The organism is Lentzea sp. NPDC055074 (assembly GCF_053608005.1).
In genome coordinates, this window is record NZ_JBSGUQ010000016.1 from 114,708 (window position 1) to 132,627 (window position 17,920).

General features: G+C 71.2%; 15 protein-coding genes. 11 read left to right on the top strand and 4 right to left on the bottom strand.

Annotated features, from left to right (window positions below; genetic code table 11):
- Positions 1-12: 12 nt before the first annotated feature.
- From ACWF7A_RS30995 to ACWF7A_RS31025, 7 genes are all read left to right on the top strand, one after another.
- The gene (locus ACWF7A_RS30995; protein ID WP_452254037.1) at positions 13-2,559 is read left to right on the top strand and encodes a BTAD domain-containing putative transcriptional regulator; all 2,547 of its coding nucleotides are present in this window, start codon (positions 13-15) and stop codon (positions 2,557-2,559) included.
- 27 nt (positions 2,560-2,586) lie between these two features.
- Positions 2,587-3,495, top strand: coding sequence for a LysR family transcriptional regulator (locus tag ACWF7A_RS31000; protein ID WP_452254038.1), 909 nt, complete (start codon positions 2,587-2,589; stop codon positions 3,493-3,495).
- Positions 3,496-3,609: 114 nt separating this feature from the next.
- The gene (locus ACWF7A_RS31005; protein WP_452254039.1) at positions 3,610-4,758 is read left to right on the top strand and encodes a CaiB/BaiF CoA transferase family protein; all 1,149 of its coding nucleotides are present in this window, start codon (positions 3,610-3,612) and stop codon (positions 4,756-4,758) included.
- A complete protein-coding gene (locus ACWF7A_RS31010; RefSeq protein ID WP_452254040.1) occupies positions 4,755-5,498 on the top strand; it encodes a crotonase/enoyl-CoA hydratase family protein in 744 nt (247 codons plus the stop codon). The genes ACWF7A_RS31005 and ACWF7A_RS31010 overlap by 4 nt, the downstream gene beginning before the upstream one ends.
- Before the next feature lie 2 nt (positions 5,499-5,500).
- The gene (locus ACWF7A_RS31015; RefSeq protein WP_452254041.1) at positions 5,501-6,220 is read left to right on the top strand and encodes an acetoacetate decarboxylase; all 720 of its coding nucleotides are present in this window, start codon (positions 5,501-5,503) and stop codon (positions 6,218-6,220) included.
- Positions 6,217-7,047: a 3-hydroxyacyl-CoA dehydrogenase NAD-binding domain-containing protein gene (locus tag ACWF7A_RS31020; RefSeq protein ID WP_452254042.1), complete on the top strand. Its 831-nt coding sequence runs from the start codon at positions 6,217-6,219 to the stop codon at positions 7,045-7,047. Before ACWF7A_RS31015 ends, ACWF7A_RS31020 begins: the two co-directional genes overlap by 4 nt.
- A 1-nt stretch (position 7,048) precedes the next feature.
- The gene (locus ACWF7A_RS31025; protein ID WP_452254043.1) at positions 7,049-8,239 is read left to right on the top strand and encodes an acyl-CoA dehydrogenase family protein; all 1,191 of its coding nucleotides are present in this window, start codon (positions 7,049-7,051) and stop codon (positions 8,237-8,239) included.
- 3 nt (positions 8,240-8,242) lie between these two features.
- On the opposite strand, the gene ACWF7A_RS31030 is transcribed toward ACWF7A_RS31025, so the two are convergent.
- Positions 8,243-8,641 carry a TOBE domain-containing protein gene (locus ACWF7A_RS31030; RefSeq protein WP_452254044.1) on the bottom strand — a complete coding sequence of 133 codons (399 nt, stop codon included), beginning with the start codon at positions 8,639-8,641 and terminating at the stop codon, positions 8,243-8,245.
- A 29-nt stretch (positions 8,642-8,670) separates the two neighbouring features.
- Complete coding sequence (locus ACWF7A_RS31035) at positions 8,671-9,636, bottom strand: aldo/keto reductase (protein ID WP_452254143.1); 966 nt, start codon at positions 9,634-9,636, stop codon at positions 8,671-8,673.
- Positions 9,637-9,808: 172 nt separating this feature from the next.
- On the opposite strand from ACWF7A_RS31035, the gene ACWF7A_RS31040 reads away from it, so the two are divergent.
- Positions 9,809-10,669 (top strand): polyprenyl synthetase family protein, encoded by an 861-nt coding sequence (locus ACWF7A_RS31040; RefSeq protein WP_452254045.1) that lies wholly within the window; start codon positions 9,809-9,811, stop codon positions 10,667-10,669.
- Here ACWF7A_RS31040 and ACWF7A_RS31045 read toward each other — a convergent pair.
- On the bottom strand, positions 10,661-11,566 hold the full coding sequence (locus tag ACWF7A_RS31045; RefSeq protein ID WP_452254046.1) for an NADP-dependent oxidoreductase: 906 nt from the start codon (positions 11,564-11,566) through the stop codon (positions 10,661-10,663). The genes ACWF7A_RS31040 and ACWF7A_RS31045 overlap by 9 nt on opposite strands.
- Positions 11,567-11,700: 134 nt before the next feature.
- Between ACWF7A_RS31045 and ACWF7A_RS31050 the strand changes: the two genes are divergently transcribed.
- From ACWF7A_RS31050 to ACWF7A_RS31060, 3 genes are all read left to right on the top strand, one after another.
- Positions 11,701-12,954 (top strand): LuxR C-terminal-related transcriptional regulator, encoded by a 1,254-nt coding sequence (locus tag ACWF7A_RS31050; RefSeq protein ID WP_452254047.1) that lies wholly within the window; start codon positions 11,701-11,703, stop codon positions 12,952-12,954.
- Between the two features lie 126 nt (positions 12,955-13,080).
- Positions 13,081-16,812 carry an nSTAND1 domain-containing NTPase gene (locus ACWF7A_RS31055; protein WP_452254048.1) on the top strand — a complete coding sequence of 1,244 codons (3,732 nt, stop codon included), beginning with the start codon at positions 13,081-13,083 and terminating at the stop codon, positions 16,810-16,812.
- Positions 16,813-16,940: 128 nt separating this feature from the next.
- Positions 16,941-17,450, top strand: a complete 510-nt coding sequence (locus ACWF7A_RS31060) for a hypothetical protein (protein WP_452254049.1) — start codon at positions 16,941-16,943, stop codon at positions 17,448-17,450.
- 54 nt (positions 17,451-17,504) lie between these two features.
- On the opposite strand, the gene ACWF7A_RS31065 is transcribed toward ACWF7A_RS31060, so the two are convergent.
- Entirely contained in the window at positions 17,505-17,846 is a 342-nt protein-coding gene (locus ACWF7A_RS31065; protein ID WP_452254050.1) for an iron chaperone, read from the bottom strand.
- Positions 17,847-17,920 lie beyond the last annotated feature (74 nt).

Genomic DNA, 17,920 nt, shown 5'->3' on the forward strand with positions numbered 1-17,920 from the left:
TACGATCGGATCGTGGAGTTCCGGGTGCTGGGGCCGGTGGAGTGCTACGCCGACGACGGCGTGCGGCTGAGCCTTGGGCCGCCCAAACAACGGGCGGTGCTCGCGTTGCTCCTCGCCCAGCCCGGCCGCGTGCTGTCGGTCGACCGGCTGATCAGCGTGCTGTGGGACGACGCGCCGCCCAAGACGGCGTTGAAGAACCTCCAGGTCTACGTCTACCAGTTGCGCAAGATCGTCGGCTCGCGGCTGCTGTCGCGGGCGCCCGGCTACCTGATGTCGATCGACCCCGCCGAGCTCGACCTGACCCGGTTCGCCGAGCTGCTCGACGCCGCCCGCCGAGAACGCACACCGCGCGCGTACCGCGAGGCGCTCGCGTTGTGGCGCGGTCCCGCCCTCGCGGACCTCGCCGCGTCCGGGCTGCTGCGCGGGGTCGTGGCGCAGCTCGAGGAACTGAGGCTGGCCGCGCGGGTCGAGTGCGCCGAGGCGGAGCTCGACCTCGGCCGGCACGTCGAGATCGTCGCGGACCTGAACGAGTGGGTGCGCGAGCACCCGTTGAACGAACGCCTGCGCGAGCAGCAGATGGTCGCGCTGCACCGGGCGGGCCGTCCGGCCGAGGCGCTCGCCGCCTACCAGGAGTGCCGCCGGGTGCTGCTCGACGAGCTCGGCGTCGAGCCGGGGGAGTCGTTGCGGCGCCTCCAGGCCGAGATCCTGCGCGCGAAACCCGTTGGCGCGGCGGCGATCCGGCAGCTGCCGCCGGACGTGGTCACCTTCTCCGGCCGGGGCCGCGAGCTGAACCTGATCAAGGCCCAGCAGCGGCAGGACCGGGTCGCGGTGTGCGTGATCACCGGGCAGGCGGGCATCGGCAAGTCGGCGCTCGCGGTGCGGGCGGCGCACGAGATCGCGGCCCGGTTCCCGGACGGCCAGCTCTACGCGGACCTGTCCGACGGGGCCTCGGACCGGATCCTGAGCCAGTTCCTGCGCGCCCTCGGCGAACGGCCCGGCGACGAGGAGGCCCTGCGCTACCGCTCGCTCACCGCGTCGCGCAGGCTGCTCGTGGTGCTGGACAACGTCGCCACCGCGGGCCAGGTCAAGCGCCTGCTGCCGACCGGTCCCGGCTCGGCCGTGCTGATCACGTCCCGCCGCCCGCTCACCTCGCTGACCGGCGCGTCGTACGTGAAACTCGGTGCGCTGCAACTGGAGGACGCGTACCGGCTGCTGGAGGGCGTCGCGGGCCGGGTCGAGGACGCGGCCGAGCTCGTGCGCTGGTGCGGTGGACTACCGCTGGCGCTGCGCATCGCGGGTGCCCGCCTCGCCGCTCGTCCACAGTGGACGGCACCGCTGCTGGCGGCGCGGCTGGCGGACGAGACGAGACGGCTCGACGAGCTCAGGCTCGGTGACGTGGCGGTCCGCTCGGCGTTCGAGGTCAGCTACGCCGAGCTCGGATCTCCCGCCGTGGCCAGGGTCTTCCGGTTGCTCGGGCTCCTCGACGGCCCCGACTTCGCGGTCGCCGCGGCACGGGCGCTGACCGACGTGCCGGACGTGGAGGAGCTGCTCGCCGAGCTGGCCGACGCGCACCTCGTCGAGGAACCGGTGCCCGGCCGGTTCGCGCTGCACGACCTGCTGCGTCTCTTCGCCCGCGAACGCTGCCGCGGCTCGGAGTCGTCCGACGAACGCTCGCTCGCGCTGGAACGCCTGCACAAGCACTACCTGGAAGCCCTGGCGGACAACCCGACCGACCTCTGGCTGGCCGAGGAACGCGACAACCTGATCGCCGCCGCGCACCAGGCCTCCCCGGCCGACGCGGTCGCGTTCGCCGCGGGCCTGTCCTGGTACTTCCGCCGCCGTTCCGAGGTGGCGGACTGGGCGGCGCTCAACACCCTGGCCCTGGAGGCCGCGCGGTCACTGGGCGACCTCCGCGCGGAAGCGCTGGCGTTGAAGGAACTCGGTGCCGCCTGCGAGCGCGGCTTCAAGTTCGCCGAGGCCCAGCGGCACTGGACGGCGGCGCTCGCCCTGGCCCGCGCGCTGCACGACCGGCAGCTCGAAGCCGTGACGCTCAACAACCTCGGCATCACCCACTGGCGCCGCCGAGACCTGCCCGCCGCGCTGACCTCGCTGGAAGCCTCGTTGCTGCTGCGCGAGGAACTGGACGACTCGCAGGGCGCGGCCTACGTGCGCACGAACCTGGGCCTCGTGCACGCGGCGCTGGGCGACCTCCCCGCCGCGCTGGTCTGCTACGAGGAGACGCTGACGACGTTGCGCGCGTGCGGCGACAGGTCCGGTGAGCTGCACGCGCTGGCGAACATGGCCGACGCCCACCGTCAGCTCGGTTCCCTGGACCGGGCGCTGGAGCTGGCGGAGGAGGCGTTGCGGCTGGCGCGATCGGTGGGGGACAGGCAGATCGAGGCAGGTGTGCTGCTCGACCGCGGCATCGTGCACGAGCTGGCGGGCCGGGCGGGCGCGGCGAAGGCCTCCTACGCCGAGGCCGTGGAGCTGTCGCGCCGCATCGGGTTCCGCTGGGGCGAGGCGGAGGCGTCGCGGAAACTGGCGGGACTGGACGGGTAGTGCTCCGAACGGCCTAGTCTGGGTCACGTGGAACTGCTGCACCTCAGGTACTTCGTCGCCGTCGCCGAGGAGCTCAACTTCTCGGCGGCCGCGCGGAAGCTGCACATGGCCGCGTCGCCGTTGAGCCAGCGCGTCAAGGACCTCGAGCACGAACTGGGCCGCAAGCTCTTCGACCGCAGCACCCACCACGTGGAGCTGACCGCCGCCGGTGCCGCCCTGCTGCCGATCGCGCGGGACGTGCTCGACCGGGTGGGGTCGATCAAGTGGCGTCTCGGCCAGGCGACGAACCCCGCGAGGACGACGGTGTTCGTGGGCATGCCCGCCGGCATCCACCCGGCACTGAGAGAACGCCTGACGGTGCTCGCGGACCGCGTCGCGGAGCGGTTCGAGGTCAAGCGGTGGCCGGGGACGACCACGGACCTCGTCGCGGCGGTGAAGGACGGCCGACTCGCTCTCACGCTGGCGCGCCTGCCCGTGCAGGAGGCCTCGCTCGAGACGGTGCACGTCATGTCGGAACGCCTCGGGGCCGTGGTGCCGGCGGACCGGTTCGAAGGCCGGAGTTCGGTCACACTCGCCGATCTCACCGATCTCGCGTACGCGAAGTCGCCGGAAGAAATGATGCCTGCCTATTTCGATCAGCTCGATCGTCAACTGAGCGAACTGGGCATCAGGAAACGCATCCAGCTGAGCAACACCGGCTACCAGGGCACGTCGGAGATCGTGTCGAGCGGGCTCGGGTTCTCCGTCTCGATGCTCGACGAGGAGAGCTCGATGAGCGGATACCGCCTGGAGAACATGGTGGTCCTGCCGTTCGAGGACTTCCGCGCGCAGCTCGACACCGGGTTGCTCTGGCGGCACGACCGGGGCTCCGGCGGCGACCTGGACGACCTCGTCGAGGTGGCCCGAGACGTTTTCCGTGAACCCATAATCAAATGAACAATGGTGTGACCGCTGTGGTCATACCATTGTTCGCGACATGATCGTTCCCTTTCTCGCGGTCCGCCACTAACTTCGGTGGTGCAAGGACGAACAGGTGCGAAAGGACGAACGATGAAGGACATCACCGCCGGTCCGCTGGACGGCGTGCGCGTGATCGACCTCTCGACCGTGGTGATGGGCCCGTACGCGGCCCAGATCCTCGGAGACCTCGGCGCCGACGTGATCAAGATCGAGTCGCCTGTGGACACCGTCCGCAACGGCCGCTACCGCACCACGCCGGGCATGACCCCGTTGAGCCTCAACGTCAACCGGAACAAGCGCAGCGTCGCGTTGAACCTCAAGGACCCCGACGACCGCGAGACCGCGCTCAGGCTGATCGACACGGCCGACGTGCTGATCACCAACATGCGGCCGGGCGCGCTGAGCCGCCTCGGCCTGGACCACGCCGACGTCGCCGAACGCAACCCCGGCCTGGTCTACGCCCACGCCCAGGGCTTCCGGCGCGACTCGGACCGCGCCGGTGTCGCCGCCTACGACGAGACGATCCAGGGCGCGTCGGGCCTGGTCGACATCGCGAACCGCGCGATCGGCAGGCCCGTCTACCTGCCGACGATCATCGGCGACAAGGTGTCGTCGCTGACCATCGCCTACAGCGTGCTGGCCGCGCTGGTGCACCGCAACGCCACGGGCGAGGGCCAGCGGGTCGAGATCCCCATGGCCGACACGATGATCGCGTTCAACCTGGTCGAGCACCTCGCCGGTCACGCGTTCGTGCCGGAGGAAGGGCCGACGGGCTTCACCCTCTCGATGGCCAAGGGGCACCACGCCGTGCACACCAGGGACGGCCTCGCCTGCGTCGTCCCGTACACCCCGCAGAACTTCCGCGACTTCTTCGCCGCGGCTCAGAGGCCCGACCTGGTCGAGGACCCGCGCGTCGCCGGCGAGCGGATCGACCCCGGTGACAGCGACGACCTGATGGGCCTGGTCGACGAGTGCGCGCCCGCTCTGTCCACAGAGGAATGGGCCGAGGTGTGCGCGAAGCACAGCATCCCGTTCGGACCGGTGCTGGAGCTGGACCGGGCCCACGAGGACCCGTACGTCCGCGACGGTCACCTGCTCGACGTCGTGCAGCACCCGAGTGAGGGCGCGATCCGGTCGATCGGCATCCCCGTCCGGTTCTCCGCCACCCCCGCCACCGTCCGCCGCCTGGCCCCGCTGCCGGGCCAGGACACCGCCGAAGTGTTGAAGGAGCTGGCATGACCGAGGTTCGCACCGAACGCGTCGGTTCGGCACTGCTGATCACGATCGACCGTCCGCAGGCCCGCAACGCCGTGAACGCGGCCGTCGCGACGCGGCTCTCCGCCGCACTGGACGAGCTGGAGGCCACGCCGGAACTGCGCGTGGGCGTGCTCACCGGAGCGGGTGGTTCGTTCAGCGCGGGCATGGACCTCAAGGCCGCGCTGAAGGGCGAGTCACCGGTCGTCGGCGACCGCGGTCTCGGCGGTCTCACCGAGGCCGAGCTGACCAAGCCGCTGATCGCCGCGGTCGAGGGGTTCGCGCTGGGCGGCGGGTTCGAGCTGGCCCTGGCCTGCGACCTGATCGTCGCCGCCGAGGACGCGAGGTTCGGACTCCCGGAGGTGAAACGCGGCCTGATCGCCGCCGCCGGGGGAGTCGTCCGCCTGCCGCGACGGATCCCGCACCACCTCGCGATGGAGCTCCTGCTGACCGGCGAACCGGTCGACGGCCGTCGCGCGGGCACGCTCGGCATCGCCAACCGGGTCGTGCCGAACGGCGAGGCCGCCGCGATCGCGCTCCAGCTGGCCGAGCAGATCGCCCTGAACGCCCCGCTGGCGCTCGCCGCCGTGAAGGCCGTCGTGCGCTCGCAGGACCCCTGGGCCGCACAACGAACCGAGAGCACTCGTTTGATGAGCACGGCCGACGTCCGCGAGGGCATGACCGCGTTCGCCGAGCGCCGCGCTCCACAGTGGACAGGACGCTGACGATGCTGGGCATCACCCCTCTCACCGCTCCCGCGTTCCCCGCGGTGCGGCCGCGGTTCTTCGACCGCGAGTACCTGAACATCGTCTACCGGACCGACCCGGAGGCGTTGCGGGCCGTCGTCCCCGCTCCGCTGGAGATCGACGAGCCGCTCGTCCGGTTCGAGGTCATGAAGATGAACGACGTCACCGGCTACGGGCCCTACACCGAGGCCGGCCAGGCGATCCCGGTCGTCTTCGACGGCGAGCGAGGCGAGTACCTGCACGCGATGTACCTCGACAGCTTCGCCGCCACCGCGTCCGGCCGCGAGGTCAGCGCGTACCCGAAGGTCATGGGCTCACCGAAGCTCTACGCCGACCACGGCGCGTTGGTCGGCACGCTCGACTACGGCACCGTACGGGTGGCCACGGCCACGATGGGGTACAAGCAGTGCGAACTGGACACCCGTCAGGCTGAGGCGGAGATCACGGTTCCAACCTTCATGCTGAAGACCATCCCTGACTATGACGGTTCGCCGCGGGTGCAGGAGCTGGTGCGCACGGAGATCACGGACGTCGTGGTCAAGGCCGCGTACACCGGTCCGGCGCGCCTGCAGCTGTTCCAGCACGTCCTCGCGCCGCTCGCCGACCTCCCCGTGCTGGAGGTCCTCTCCGCCAGCCACGTCATCACCGACCTGACGCTCGCTCCCGCCAAGCCGGTTCACAACTACTTGGAGGCGTCATGACGACCGTCGCGGTCATCGGTGCGGGTGTCATCGGACTTTCGTGGGCGAGGCTGTTCACCGAGCACGGCCTCACCGTGCGTGTCGTGGATCCCCGTGCTGACCTGGTCGTCCCGGACGGCGTGCAGGTTGTCACCACCGTCGCGGAAGCCGTGAGGGACGCGGACTTCGTGCAGGAGAACGGTCCGGAGGACCTGGAGTTCAAGAGGACCCTGTTCGCCGAGCTGGTCCGAGAGGCTCCGGCGCACGCCCTGCTGCTCAGCTCGTCGTCCGCGATCCCGTCCACCGCGTTCACCGAGGGCATCGACGGCTCGCGCGTCCTCATCGGACACCCGTTCAACCCGCCGCACGTGATCCCGCTGGTCGAGGTCGTGCCGGGGGAGCAGACGAGCGAGGAGTCCGTGACCAGGGCCGTCGAGTTCTACCGCTCGCTCGGCCGCACGCCCGTCGTCGAACGCAAGGAGATCCCCGGCTTCGTCGGCAACCGCCTGCAGGCCGCACTCTCCCGCGAGGCCGCCTACCTGGTCGAGCAGGGCGTCGTCACACCCGCCGACCTCGACGCGGTCGTCACGCACTCGCTCGGCCTGCGCTGGGCGACCGTCGGCCCGTTCCTCGGAGCCCACCTCGGTGGTGGCCCCGGCGGCTACCGCCACCTCGCCGAGCACATCGGCAAGTCCGTGCAGGGCTTGGAGCTCGGCACCCCGTCGCACGACCCGGAACGGCTCATCAAGGCCGTGGAAGACGCTTACGGCTCCTCCACGTACACGGCGCTCGCCGAGACGCGAGACCGCCGGCAGCTCGCCGTTCTGACCGCATTGGAGGAGAACTGACATGGACCGCCTGGAAGACCAGCTGACCGCCGACTTCTACAACTACGAGGCGCTGCTGAACGACGACGAGCGCAAGATCCTGCTCGGCGCCCGCGAGTTCATGACCACCGAGATCAAGCCGCTGGTCAACGAGTACTGGGCCAAGGGCGAGTTCCCGCACGAGCTGATCGGCAAGTTCCGCGGCGCCGGCCTCACCGCGCTGTCGTACGAGGGCTACGGCGAGCACCCCGCCGCCGTCAGCAACCTGCTCACCGGCATGCTGGCCATGGAGATGACCCGCACCGACCCGTCGGTCGCCACGTTCTTCGGCGTCCACAACGGACTCGCGATGCACTCGATCTACGCGGGCGGCTCGCAGGAACAGCGCGACCGCTGGCTGCCGGCCATGGCCGCGATGGACAAGATCGGTGCGTTCGCCATGACCGAACCGCTCGGCGGCTCCGACGTGGCGGGCGGCATGCGCACCACCGCCCAGCGCGACGGCGACACGTGGGTGCTCAACGGCGCCAAGAAGTGGATCGGCAACGCCACCTTCGCCGACTACGTCGTCGTGTGGGCCCGCGACCTCGAGGACGACCAGGTCAAGGGTTTCGTCGTCGAGAAGGGCATGCCCGGCTTCGTCGCGGAGAAGATCGAGGGCAAGATCGCGTTCCGGATCGTCGAGAACGCCGAGATCACCCTCACCGACGTCCGCGTGCCGGAAGCGAACCGGCTTCAGAACATCCACTCGTTCCGCGACGTCGCGGAGATCCTGCGCGCCACCCGCGGCGGCGTCGCCTGGCAGGCGCTCGGCGTGATGGTCGCCGCCTACGAACTGGCCCTCGCCTACGCCAAGGAACGCGAGCAGTTCGGCCGCCCGATCGCCCGTTTCCAGATGGTGCAGGACAAACTGGTGCAGGCGCTCGGGAACATCACCGCGTCGTGGGGCATGCTCGTGCAGCTCGCGAAGCTGCAGGACGCGGGCATCTTCCAGGACGAGCACTCGTCGCTCGCGAAGGCGTTCGTCACCTCCCGGATGCGCGAGGTCGTCGCGTGGGCGCGCGAGATCTTCGGGGGCAACGGGATCGTGCTCGGCTACGACGTGGCGCGCTTCTTCGCCGACGCCGAGGCGATCTACTCGTTCGAGGGGACGCGCGAGATGAACACGTTGATCGTGGGCAAGGCGATCACCGGGGAGAGCGCGTTCGTGTAGTCGTCAGGCCTCGGGGATCTCGACGACCACGTGCGTCGACTTGATCGAGGCCACCGCCACGCTGCCGACCTCCAGGCCGAGCTCGTCCGCGGACTCACGGCTCATCAGAGACGTGACGCGGAAGGGCCCGGCCTGCATGTCGACCTGGGCCATCACCCCGTCCTTGACCACGCGCGTGACGATGCCCTTCATGCGGTTGCGCGCCGAGGCGGCCACGGTCGCACCGGGCTCGGCCACCTCGGTCATCTGCTGCGCGAACGCCGCGAGCTCCGTCCCGCTGACACCCTTGCGCCCGTTGTCCAGCACGACGGACGCGAGGCGTCCCTGGTCGATCCACCGGCGCAGGGTGTCGTCGCTGACACCGAGCAGCGCGGCGGCCTCGCTGATCCGCAAGTTCGGCACGGGCGCGAGTGTATATCCGCGTTCGCGGGTCAGGAGTGACCTGCGATGCGGTGCGGCTGGTAGTGCGCCTCCAGCTGCTTCACCTCCTCGTCGGTGAGCTCGAAGTCCAGTGCCGCCACCGCGTCGTCGAGCTGCGCGGGCTTGGTGACACCGACGATCGGCGCCGTCACGACGGGGTTGCGCCGCAGCCACGCCAGCGCGACCTGCGCCCGGGACACCCCGCGGGCGGTGGCGACGGAGGCGACCTCGTCGACGATCGCGCGGTCCGACTCCAGGTACAGAGTGGACCCGAACTCGTCGGTCTCGGTGCGCGCGGTCGTCGCGTCCCAGTCGCGCACGAGACGGCCTCGGGCCAGCGGGCTCCACGGGATCACGGCGATGCCCTGGTCCGCGCAGAACGGCAGCATCTCGCGCTCCTCCTCGCGATAGATGAGGTTGTAGTGGTTCTGCATCGACACGAACCGCGTCCAGCCGTTCTCCCGTTGCGTGAACAACGCCTTGGCGAACTGCCACGCGTACATGGACGACGCACCGATGTACCGCGCCTTGCCGGACTTCACGACGTCGTGCAGTGCCTCAAGGGTCTCCTCCAACGGGACCGTGCCGTCGAAGCGGTGGATCTGGTACAGGTCCACGTAGTCCGTGCCGAGGCGGCGCAGCGAGTTGTCGATCTCGGCGAGGATCGACTTGCGCGACTGCCCGAAACCGTTGGGGCCCTCGTGCATCCTGTTGTGCACCTTGGTGGCGAGCACGATCTCGTCGCGCCGCCCGAAGTCGCGCAGCGCGCGGCCGGTGATCTCCTCCGAAGAGCCGGCCGAGTACACGTTCGCGGTGTCGAAGAAGTTGATGCCGGCCTCGAGCGCGGCCTTGATGAACGGCCGGGAGTCCTCCTCCGGCAACGACCACGGGTGGCCGCCGCGGTCCGGATCTCCGTAGCTCATCATGCCGAGGCAGAGCTCGGACACGTCCATGCCGGCCAGCTTGGTGTAGCGCACTGTCAGCCTCTCAGGGATCACGGTCGGGTGATGGTGACGACAACCCGTTCACCATCGAACCTAGTCGCGCTCCCCGGATCGTGCCTCTGTTCGACACGACAGTGGCTATCGGCCCGGAATGCCTGACCAGCGGGTTTAGCGTCGTTTTCCCGGGGTCTGAGAGGAAACGCGCATGACGAGCATCGACCTGGTCGCGCCGCCGCAGCACGTGCTGGAGCGCGCCCGTGCCGCGGTGGGGCCGTTGCTGGGGGTGGCGCTGGCGGAACTTCCGGACGAAACGCGCGAAGTGGTCGAGCACGGGCTCGTGCGGCAGGACTTCTCGACGGCCGCGCTGGTGCTGCTCTCCGCCGAGGCGTTCGGCGACGCCGACGTGACCGCCGTGGCCGTGGCGCTGGAGTTCGCGCACCTGCACGAGAAGCTGCACGCGGACCTCATGGCTCGCGGGCCCGTGCGGGCGGTGTTCGGTGCCGACCGGGTCGTCTCGGCGGCCGACGCGCTGCTCTCCCTCGCCTGCGCGCGGCTCACCAGGTCCGGCGTGATGATCCTCAACGTCGCGCTGATGTCCGTTGTGGACGGTTACGTCCAGGAGATCGGCATGGACGAGCGCGACGACGTGGAGATGGCCGAGCACCTGGGCGTCGCGGCGGCCAAGCACAGCGCTCTGACGGCCGCCGCGTGCGAACTGGGCGCGCTGGCCGCCGGTGCGAGCGCGAGCCAGGCCCGTCACCTCAGGGAGTTCGGCGACGACGTCGGGCTGGCGCGCAAGCACGTCGACGACGTCCTGGCCCCGCAGGCCGGTCCCCGCACGCTCCCCGTGGTCGCGGCGGCGTGCGCCGGCATCACCGTCGACGGCGCGCGGAAGTGGTGCGCGCAGCAGGCCGACCTGCTGCTCGCCCGCGCCCTGAACCACCTGCGGCAGTGCGGTCCGAGGGCGCGGGCGGCGAGCGAGCTGTCCGGGCTGGCCGAGGAGATCACGATCGCCCGGTGCCGGCCGGTCGTGCCTCCTCAGGCCATCGCTGCGCCCTCACTCTGACGGGCGCAGCACCACCTTGCCCGCCGCGTGCCCGGTCGCGACGAGGTCCTGCGCCTTGGCCGCGTCGGCCAGCGGCAGGCTCTGGGCGATCCGCACGACGAGCTTGCCGTCGACCACCTGCTGGGCGTACTCGCCCAGCCGCGAGCCGAACGGCGCGCCGCCACCGGTGAACGTGACGCCGTGCTCGGCGGCCGTGGGGTCGGCGATGGTGATGACCCGCTCGGTGCTCCCGGTCAGTTCGACCGACACCGGCAGGTCTCCGCGGCCGGCGGCGTCGTACACGGCGTCGACGCCCTGCGGCGCGGCGGCGCGGACCCGGTCGGCGAGGCCTTCGCCGTACGCGACCGGGACGGCGCCGAGCGAGCGCAGGTAGTCGTGGTTGCCGGGGGAGGCGGTGCCGACGACCGTGGCGCCGCGGGCCACCGCGAGCTGGACGCCGACGGCGCCGACGACGCCCGCCGCGCCGTGGATCAGCACCGTGTCACCCTCGCCGACCTTCAGCAGGTCGAGCACGCGGACCGAGGTCTCGACGGCGACGGGCAGTGCCGCCGCGGTGTCCCAGTCGAGGTCGGCGGGCTTGAGGGCGAAGTCGTTCGACAGCGCGTACTCGGCGTACCCGCCGGAGGCCCAGCCCAGGACCGAGTCGCCGACCGAGACGCCGGTGAGGCCCTCGCCGACCTCGTCGACGATGCCGGCCACCTCCGCGCCGGGAATGATCGGGAACGGGGGCGTCATCTCCGCGGGCATCCAGCCGTTGCGGATCTTGTGGTCCAGCGGGTTGACCGCCGCGGCGACGACCTTCACCCGCACCTGTCCGGGACCGGCGTGCGGCTCGTCGACCTCGGTCAGGTTCAGGACCTCGGGGCCGCCGAACTCGCTGTAGGTGATCGCCTTCATCTCTGGCTCCTTCGTCATTTGGTTGACATGTCAACACTAGCGACGGCGTGAGGGGAGGGTGGCCCGCACTTCGGCTAGTTCGACCTGGCCGAACGGCCAGCTGGTCACTCGTCCGGGCGGACTACGCTCGAACCATGGACCTGCAGAAGGCCGCTCAGGTGATCCAGGCGCCGCTGGGTGAGACGTTGTCGCAGCTCTCCGCGGTGTTCACCGAGGACATTCCTCACCGCGCGATCGCGGAGCTGTCCAACTGCTCGTTCGCGCCGTTCAAGTTCCGCGGCGAGGCGCGGAGGCCGTCGGTCACGATCACCGACCTCGCCGCGCTGCAGCAGGTGCTGCCTCCGGCGGGGGCCTGGCAGGGCCGCGCGGTCATGGCCGGGGCCGAGGTCCCGGTGGTCGCTCTGGTCAGCGACCGTTCCGTGCCGAGCGCGATGCTGGTGCTCCTGCGCGAGGACGACACCCCGGTGCCGCAGGAGGTCTTGGAGCCTGCCAACGCGCTGTGGGACGTCGTCACCGCGCACATGGAGGGCATGCGCAACGAAGCCGTGCCCGCCACTCTCGCCGTGTCGCGTGCAGCGGCGGCGGCGCGTGCCGTAGCGATCTCCGACCTCAGCGACGCCTACGGTGCCTCGTTGACCGCGTTGCTCGGTGTGCTGCGCGACCGCGACGCCGACGACTCGGCTGCCCGGTCGCGGGCCGTCGACCTCGCCGTCACCGCGCTGGTCGAGCTGCGGGCGCGGGCCGACCTCGACCGGGCGCAGACCGAGGAACGCGCGGGCGACGCGTTCGAACGGCTCGCGGAGTCGCTGCGCCGCGTCCTGCGGGGCCGCGACGTGCGGCTCGACCTCGGGCCGCCCGGTGCGGAGGAGGGCGCGGACCGCGTGGTGCCGACCGAGGTCTCCTCGACGGCCGCCGCCGTGGTCCGGTCGACCGTGCACGCGATGCTCGACGACCAGGGCGGCGTCGGCCGCGTCCACATCGGCTGGAAGATCGCCGGGGCCGTGCTGCGGGCGACCGTGCGGGACGACGGGCCGGGCACCCTGTCCTGCGGCAGCCTCGACCTGCGCCGCGCCCCGGAACGCCTCGGGCCGCTCGGCGGCCGCGTGGAGGTCGACGCGGTGCCGGGCTGGGGCGCGACCGTCACGATCGAGGTGCCGCTCGGTCCGCCGGAGACGCCGCGCGAGGACCCGCTCACCGTGCTGGGCGCGCGGGAGCTGGAGGTGCTGGGCCAGCTGGCCCGCGGCCGGCGCAACCGCGACATCGCCGGTGAGCTGCACATCAGCGAGTCCACGGTGAAGTTCCACGTCGCGAAGATCCTGGAGAAGCTCGGCGTCGGTTCTCGCGGCGAGGCCGCGGCACTGGCGCACGAATGGGGTGCCGCCCGGTGATTCCACCGTGCTTGGCAATTCTTTAGGGGAACCTTAAATTGTCGAGCGGGGTCGTGGTCGGATTCCTGAGATGCCGCTACGGTCCAGCGCAGGGGAAAAGGGGAGTAATTCTCAGGGGGTCGGAAAATGCCACGACCGGAACGACCGCTGGATGCTGCGCAAGACGCCGTCCAGCGCTTTGCCGCAGACCTGCGCGCACTGCGCAACGACGCGGGCATGCCGACGTATCGGCAGCTCGCGGAGCGCAGCGGCTACGCCGTGTCCACCGTCGCGGCCGCCGCGGGAGGGCGGCGGCTGCCCACGCTGGACGTCGCTCTCGCCTATGCGATGGCCTGCGGGGGAGAGAAACAGGAATGGTCGGCGAAATGGCAGGCTGCTGCCCTCGCTCTCGCTGAGGCACGTGGTGCACCGGAGGGTGACAACCGGGCGCCGTACTGCGGTCTGAGCAGTTTCCGGGCCACCGACGCTGATCTTTTCTTCGGGCGGGAAAAGCTCGTGGCCGAGGTCGTCGAGCGGATCGCCCAGCACCAGGTCACCGTCGTGCTCGGCCCGTCCGGCGCGGGGAAGAGCTCGTTGCTCGCGGCCGGGGTCGTGCCCGCCCTGCGGCAGCCGGACCTGCGCGCGGTGATCATGTCGCCCGGCAACCGTCCCTGGGCGAGCCTGCTCGGGGAGCTGGGCGCCGCGGGGGACGGGCGGGTGGCCGCCACCGAGGCGGTCGACGCGGTGCTGGCGGACACGCGGCTGCTGATCGTGGTCGACCAGTTCGAGGAGCTCTACACGCTGTGCGACGCGGACGAGCGCACGTCGTTCATCGACGGTGTGCTCGGGCTGGCCGGACGTGCGGACCGGCGGGTCAGGCTGGTGCTGGGCGTGCGCGCCGACTTCTACGGACGCTGCGCCGAGCACCCCGGGCTGATCGAGGTGCTGCGGAGCAACCAGGTGCTCGTGGGACCGATGGGCCGCGACGAGCTGTGCGCTGCGGTGAGCAGGCCCGCGCTGTCCGTGGGGCTGTCGGTGGAACGGGCGCTGCTCGTCACCGTCGTGAACGAGGCCGTCGGTCAGGCCGGTGTGCTCCCACTGCTGTCGCACGCCCTCCTCGAAACCTGGCGACGGCGTCGTGGCGACGTGCTGACCGCGGCCGGGTTCGCCGCCGCGGGAGGCATCAACGCCGCCGTCGCGCGCACGGCGGAGACCGCGTTCGGCGCGCTCGATCCGGCCGCGCGGGCTCTGGCGGCGGAGATGCTGCTCAGGCTGCTCACCCTCGACGAGGACACGGGTGCGGCCGTGCGCCGCCGGGTGGACGTGGCCGAACTGCTCGGTTTCGCCCCGGACGCGGACGCGGTGGTCGACCGGCTCGCCTGCGCCCGGCTGATCACGGTCGACCAGGACACCGCCGAGATCGCGCACGACGCGGTGCTCACGGCCTGGCCCCGGTTGCGCGGGTGGATCGACGACCACCGCGACGCGCTGCGCGTGCACCGCTCGATCGCCGAGGCGACCCGGATCTGGGCGGGGGCCGGGCACGACCCGGCGACACTGGCGACGGGTGCCCGCCTGGAACACCTGCGCGCCTACGCCGAGTCCGGCTCGCCGCCGGTCCGGCTGAGCCAGGAGGAGCGGGCGTTTCTCGACGAGAGCACCGCGCAGGTGCGGCGGTCCGAGGCGGCGGTGCGGCGGCGTTCCAGGCTGCTGACGGCGGTGACCTCGGTGGCGGTCGTCTGCGCGGTCTTCGCGGGCGTCCTCGCGGTCGTCGCCGGCAACGCCCGCACCGACGCGCTGAACGCCCGCAACAACGCGCTGTCCCGGCAACTGGCGCTGACCGCGGCGAAACTGCGCGGCACAGATCCAGCGCTCGCGGCGCAGATCGCCGTCGCGGGGCACGGCATCGCGCGCACGACCGAGGCGAGGTCGGCGTTGCTCGAGTCGTCGTCCTCGGTGCTGCCGGTCCGCTTCCTCGGTGGCGCGGGCCCGACCGCGCTGGACGCCTCCGCGGACGGTGCCGTGGTCGCGGTCAGCGACGCGACCGACGGCTCCGTACAGCTCTTCACCAGGACGACCGGCAGGCTGGTCCGCGCGAAGAAGTTCATGCCCAGACAGCGCAAGGGTGTCGTGGTCTACGCACTGGCGTTGTCACCTGACGGCCGCACGCTCGCTATCGGCGACATGGACGCGACCATCACCCTGTGGCGCGTGTCCGACCCGTACGAGCCCAAGCTGCTCACCGGGTCGATGAGCGCCTCCGGTCCGGTCGAACGCCTCGACATCGACCAGAGCGGCACCCAGCTCGCCGCGGCCGGCGGCGACCGGATCCTGCGGTGGGACATCGCCGACGTGACGAACCCGCGCCCGCTCGACGCGGTGCCCGCGCCCTCGAAGACCAAGACGGTCACCTACGGCCCCGGTGGGTTGCTGGCGTTCGGCACCGAGTCCGGCACCGTGCACCTCTGGAGCGGCACCGAGCTGGCGGTGCTCGGCACGGGCGGGCGGCTGGTCCCCACCGTGTCGATCTCCCCGGACGGCCGCACGCTCGTCGCGGGGTCGCACGACTGCTCGCTGCGGGCCTGGGACATCTCCGAGCCCGCGAAGCCCAGCGCGCTCGAACCGAGGACCGGCCCCTTCGAGCTGCGGGTGACCGCGACCGCGTTCAGCCCCGACGGCCGCTACCTGCTCGCGGGCAGCGCCGACTCGACGATCAGGGTCCTCGACGCCAGGACCTGGTCGACCCTGCAGACGCTGCCGCACCCCGACGTCGTCAGCTGGGCGACCTTCACCGACAGCGGCGAGTCGGTCGCCTCCGTGGCGAGCGACGGCGCGCTGCGCGTCTGGCCGATCTCCCCGCAGCGACGTTCGGACGCGCCGATCGCCGACACCCCGTTCAGCGCGGACGGCACGCGGCTGGCCGTCCTGACCGAGGGCAGCGCCTCCCTGTGGGACACCTCCCGGTCCTGGGAACCGCTGGCCACCGGCCTGAAAGCGGACGACGCCACGTTCAGCGGCGCCGGCGACCTGTCCGGCGAAGGCACCCTGCTCGCCGCGGGCACGACCGGCGGCGAGGTGCACCTGTTCGACGTCACCGACGCCCGCCACCCCGTCCTGCGGCACCGGCTGGGCGGCTCCCGCGACGAGGTGACGGCCGTGGCGTTCAGCCCGGACGGCACCCTGCTGGCAGCCGGCGGCAGGGACACCTCGATCCGCGTCTGGGACCTGTCGGACCCCGTGCGGCCGATGCTCGTGACCGTGTTCGAGACGCCGGAGGACCTCGTCCTGGACCTGGACTGGCGACCGTCCGGCAAGGTCCTGGCGGCGGCGAGCGGCGACAGCTTCGCGTACCTGTTCGACCTGACCGGCACACCGACGCTGCTGAGCAGGGTCGAAGGCCTCGACAGCTACGCCTTCAGCGCCGTGTTCAACCCGGCGGGCACCCTGCTCGCGGTCGGCGGCGTCGACAGCGTCGTCGTCCTGTGGGACGTCACCGACCCGGCGGCGCCGCGCAGGACCGGCGAGCTCACCGGCCCCACCGGACGGATCTTCGAGCTCACCTTCCACCCGGACGGCGACGTGCTCGCCGCCGCCGTGATCGACGGCTCCACCTGGCTGTGGAACGTCACCGACCCGGCACACGCCACCCGGACCGCGGTCCTCACCGCCACCGGCTCACCGGTGAACACCGCGGTGTTCCGCCCGGTCGGCGACCTGCTCCTGACCGGGGGAGGGGACCGTGCGCTGCGCACGTGGCAGACCGACGAGGCCGCCGTCGTCGCCTCGATCTGCGTCGGCACCGGCGACTCGCTCACCGAGCGCGAGTGGAACAGGTACCTGCCGGAGCTGCCGTACTCGCCGGTGTGCCCGAAGGACTGAGCTGGGGAACGTGTTCGTTCCGCAGGTTGTCCACGGGCGGGTTTTCCGGGCGGGATCCGGGTTATCGGACAACGCCGGACTCCGTAGACCTGGTCGGGCACACCTGTCCGACCAGAGGGGGAGACTCCATGTTGAAGAGAACGTTCGCGTTGCTGACGGCGCTGGGACTGGCCGCACTGCTCGGCCTGCTGAGTCCGTCGACGGCCATGGCCGAGGTGGCGCCAGAGCCCGCCGCCGTGTTCACGGTCCAGCCGTCCGAGGGTCTCTCGGTAGCGGCGTCGCCGGTGTGTTCCGCGACCAAGTCCTACGGCGTGATCCGCTATCAGGCGTGTTTTCGCTACAACTGCGACAGCGACAGCTGTTTCCGGAAGTCGTACATCGGGCTGATCAACACCGCGGACAGCCCGCGCGCGGTGAGGTACCGCATCTTCGGGTCCACTGACGCCAACGGCGACGTCTCGTTCATGGAGGTCGACGAGACCGTCACGTTGGCCGCGGGGCAGCAGAAGACGATCTTCTCCCCGGGGAGTTGGGAGAACCCGTGCGGGTGGTACGCGAGTGCGTGGCTCCACGTGAAGTACGGCAGCAGCCCGTGGAGCGCCGCGGCACAGGCCAAGGGGTTCATGGCCTGCGTGTGATCCGAGCTTCGGCTGAACGGCAGCGGGCCGCGTGAGGGGTCGGCCCGCTGCCCTTCAGCCGATCTCGCCCATCCGCTGCCGGACCAGGTCCCGGACCACGTCGTCCGGCAGCGGATGGTCCACCGTGAACCGCACGGTGCCCTTGGACAGCGAGAACCCGGCCAGCCGCTCCCGCACCACGTCCACGGCGGCGGGGCTGAACGGGAACACGGCCAGGTGATCTTTCGCCGCCTTGAACCCGAGCAGCGGCTTGCCCTTGAGGCGCAGCGCGGCCATGCCGTAGCTCGTGCCCTGCTCGGCGTCTGGCGCGCACCTCTCGGCCAGCGCGCGGATCCGTTCGAACGCGGCCCGCGCCGGAGCGTCCAGTTCCGCGAAGTAGTCGTCGACCTCGGCCATGCCGGGGACGCTACCGGCGCGCAGTGCTCCGCGAGCGGATCTGTGGCGGGCGGCGGGATCATGTCGCTTCCTGC

What these genes read in the sequence shown, in the direction of transcription:
- ACWF7A_RS31065 (WP_452254050.1), bottom strand. Translation starts at nt 17,846, where the DNA reads ATGGCCGAGGTCGACGACTACTTCGCGGAACTGGACGCTCCGGCGCGG.
- ACWF7A_RS31050 (WP_452254047.1), top strand. Translation starts at nt 11,701, where the DNA reads ATGGACCTGCAGAAGGCCGCTCAGGTGATCCAGGCGCCGCTGGGTGAG.
- ACWF7A_RS31045 (WP_452254046.1), bottom strand. Translation starts at nt 11,566, where the DNA reads ATGAAGGCGATCACCTACAGCGAGTTCGGCGGCCCCGAGGTCCTGAAC.
- ACWF7A_RS31060 (WP_452254049.1), top strand. Translation starts at nt 16,941, where the DNA reads ATGTTGAAGAGAACGTTCGCGTTGCTGACGGCGCTGGGACTGGCCGCA.
- ACWF7A_RS31040 (WP_452254045.1), top strand. Translation starts at nt 9,809, where the DNA reads ATGACGAGCATCGACCTGGTCGCGCCGCCGCAGCACGTGCTGGAGCGC.
- ACWF7A_RS31005 (WP_452254039.1), top strand. Translation starts at nt 3,610, where the DNA reads ATGAAGGACATCACCGCCGGTCCGCTGGACGGCGTGCGCGTGATCGAC.
- ACWF7A_RS31055 (WP_452254048.1), top strand. Translation starts at nt 13,081, where the DNA reads ATGCCACGACCGGAACGACCGCTGGATGCTGCGCAAGACGCCGTCCAG.
- ACWF7A_RS31020 (WP_452254042.1), top strand. Translation starts at nt 6,217, where the DNA reads ATGACGACCGTCGCGGTCATCGGTGCGGGTGTCATCGGACTTTCGTGG.
- ACWF7A_RS31025 (WP_452254043.1), top strand. Translation starts at nt 7,049, where the DNA reads ATGGACCGCCTGGAAGACCAGCTGACCGCCGACTTCTACAACTACGAG.
- ACWF7A_RS31010 (WP_452254040.1), top strand. Translation starts at nt 4,755, where the DNA reads ATGACCGAGGTTCGCACCGAACGCGTCGGTTCGGCACTGCTGATCACG.
- ACWF7A_RS31015 (WP_452254041.1), top strand. Translation starts at nt 5,501, where the DNA reads ATGCTGGGCATCACCCCTCTCACCGCTCCCGCGTTCCCCGCGGTGCGG.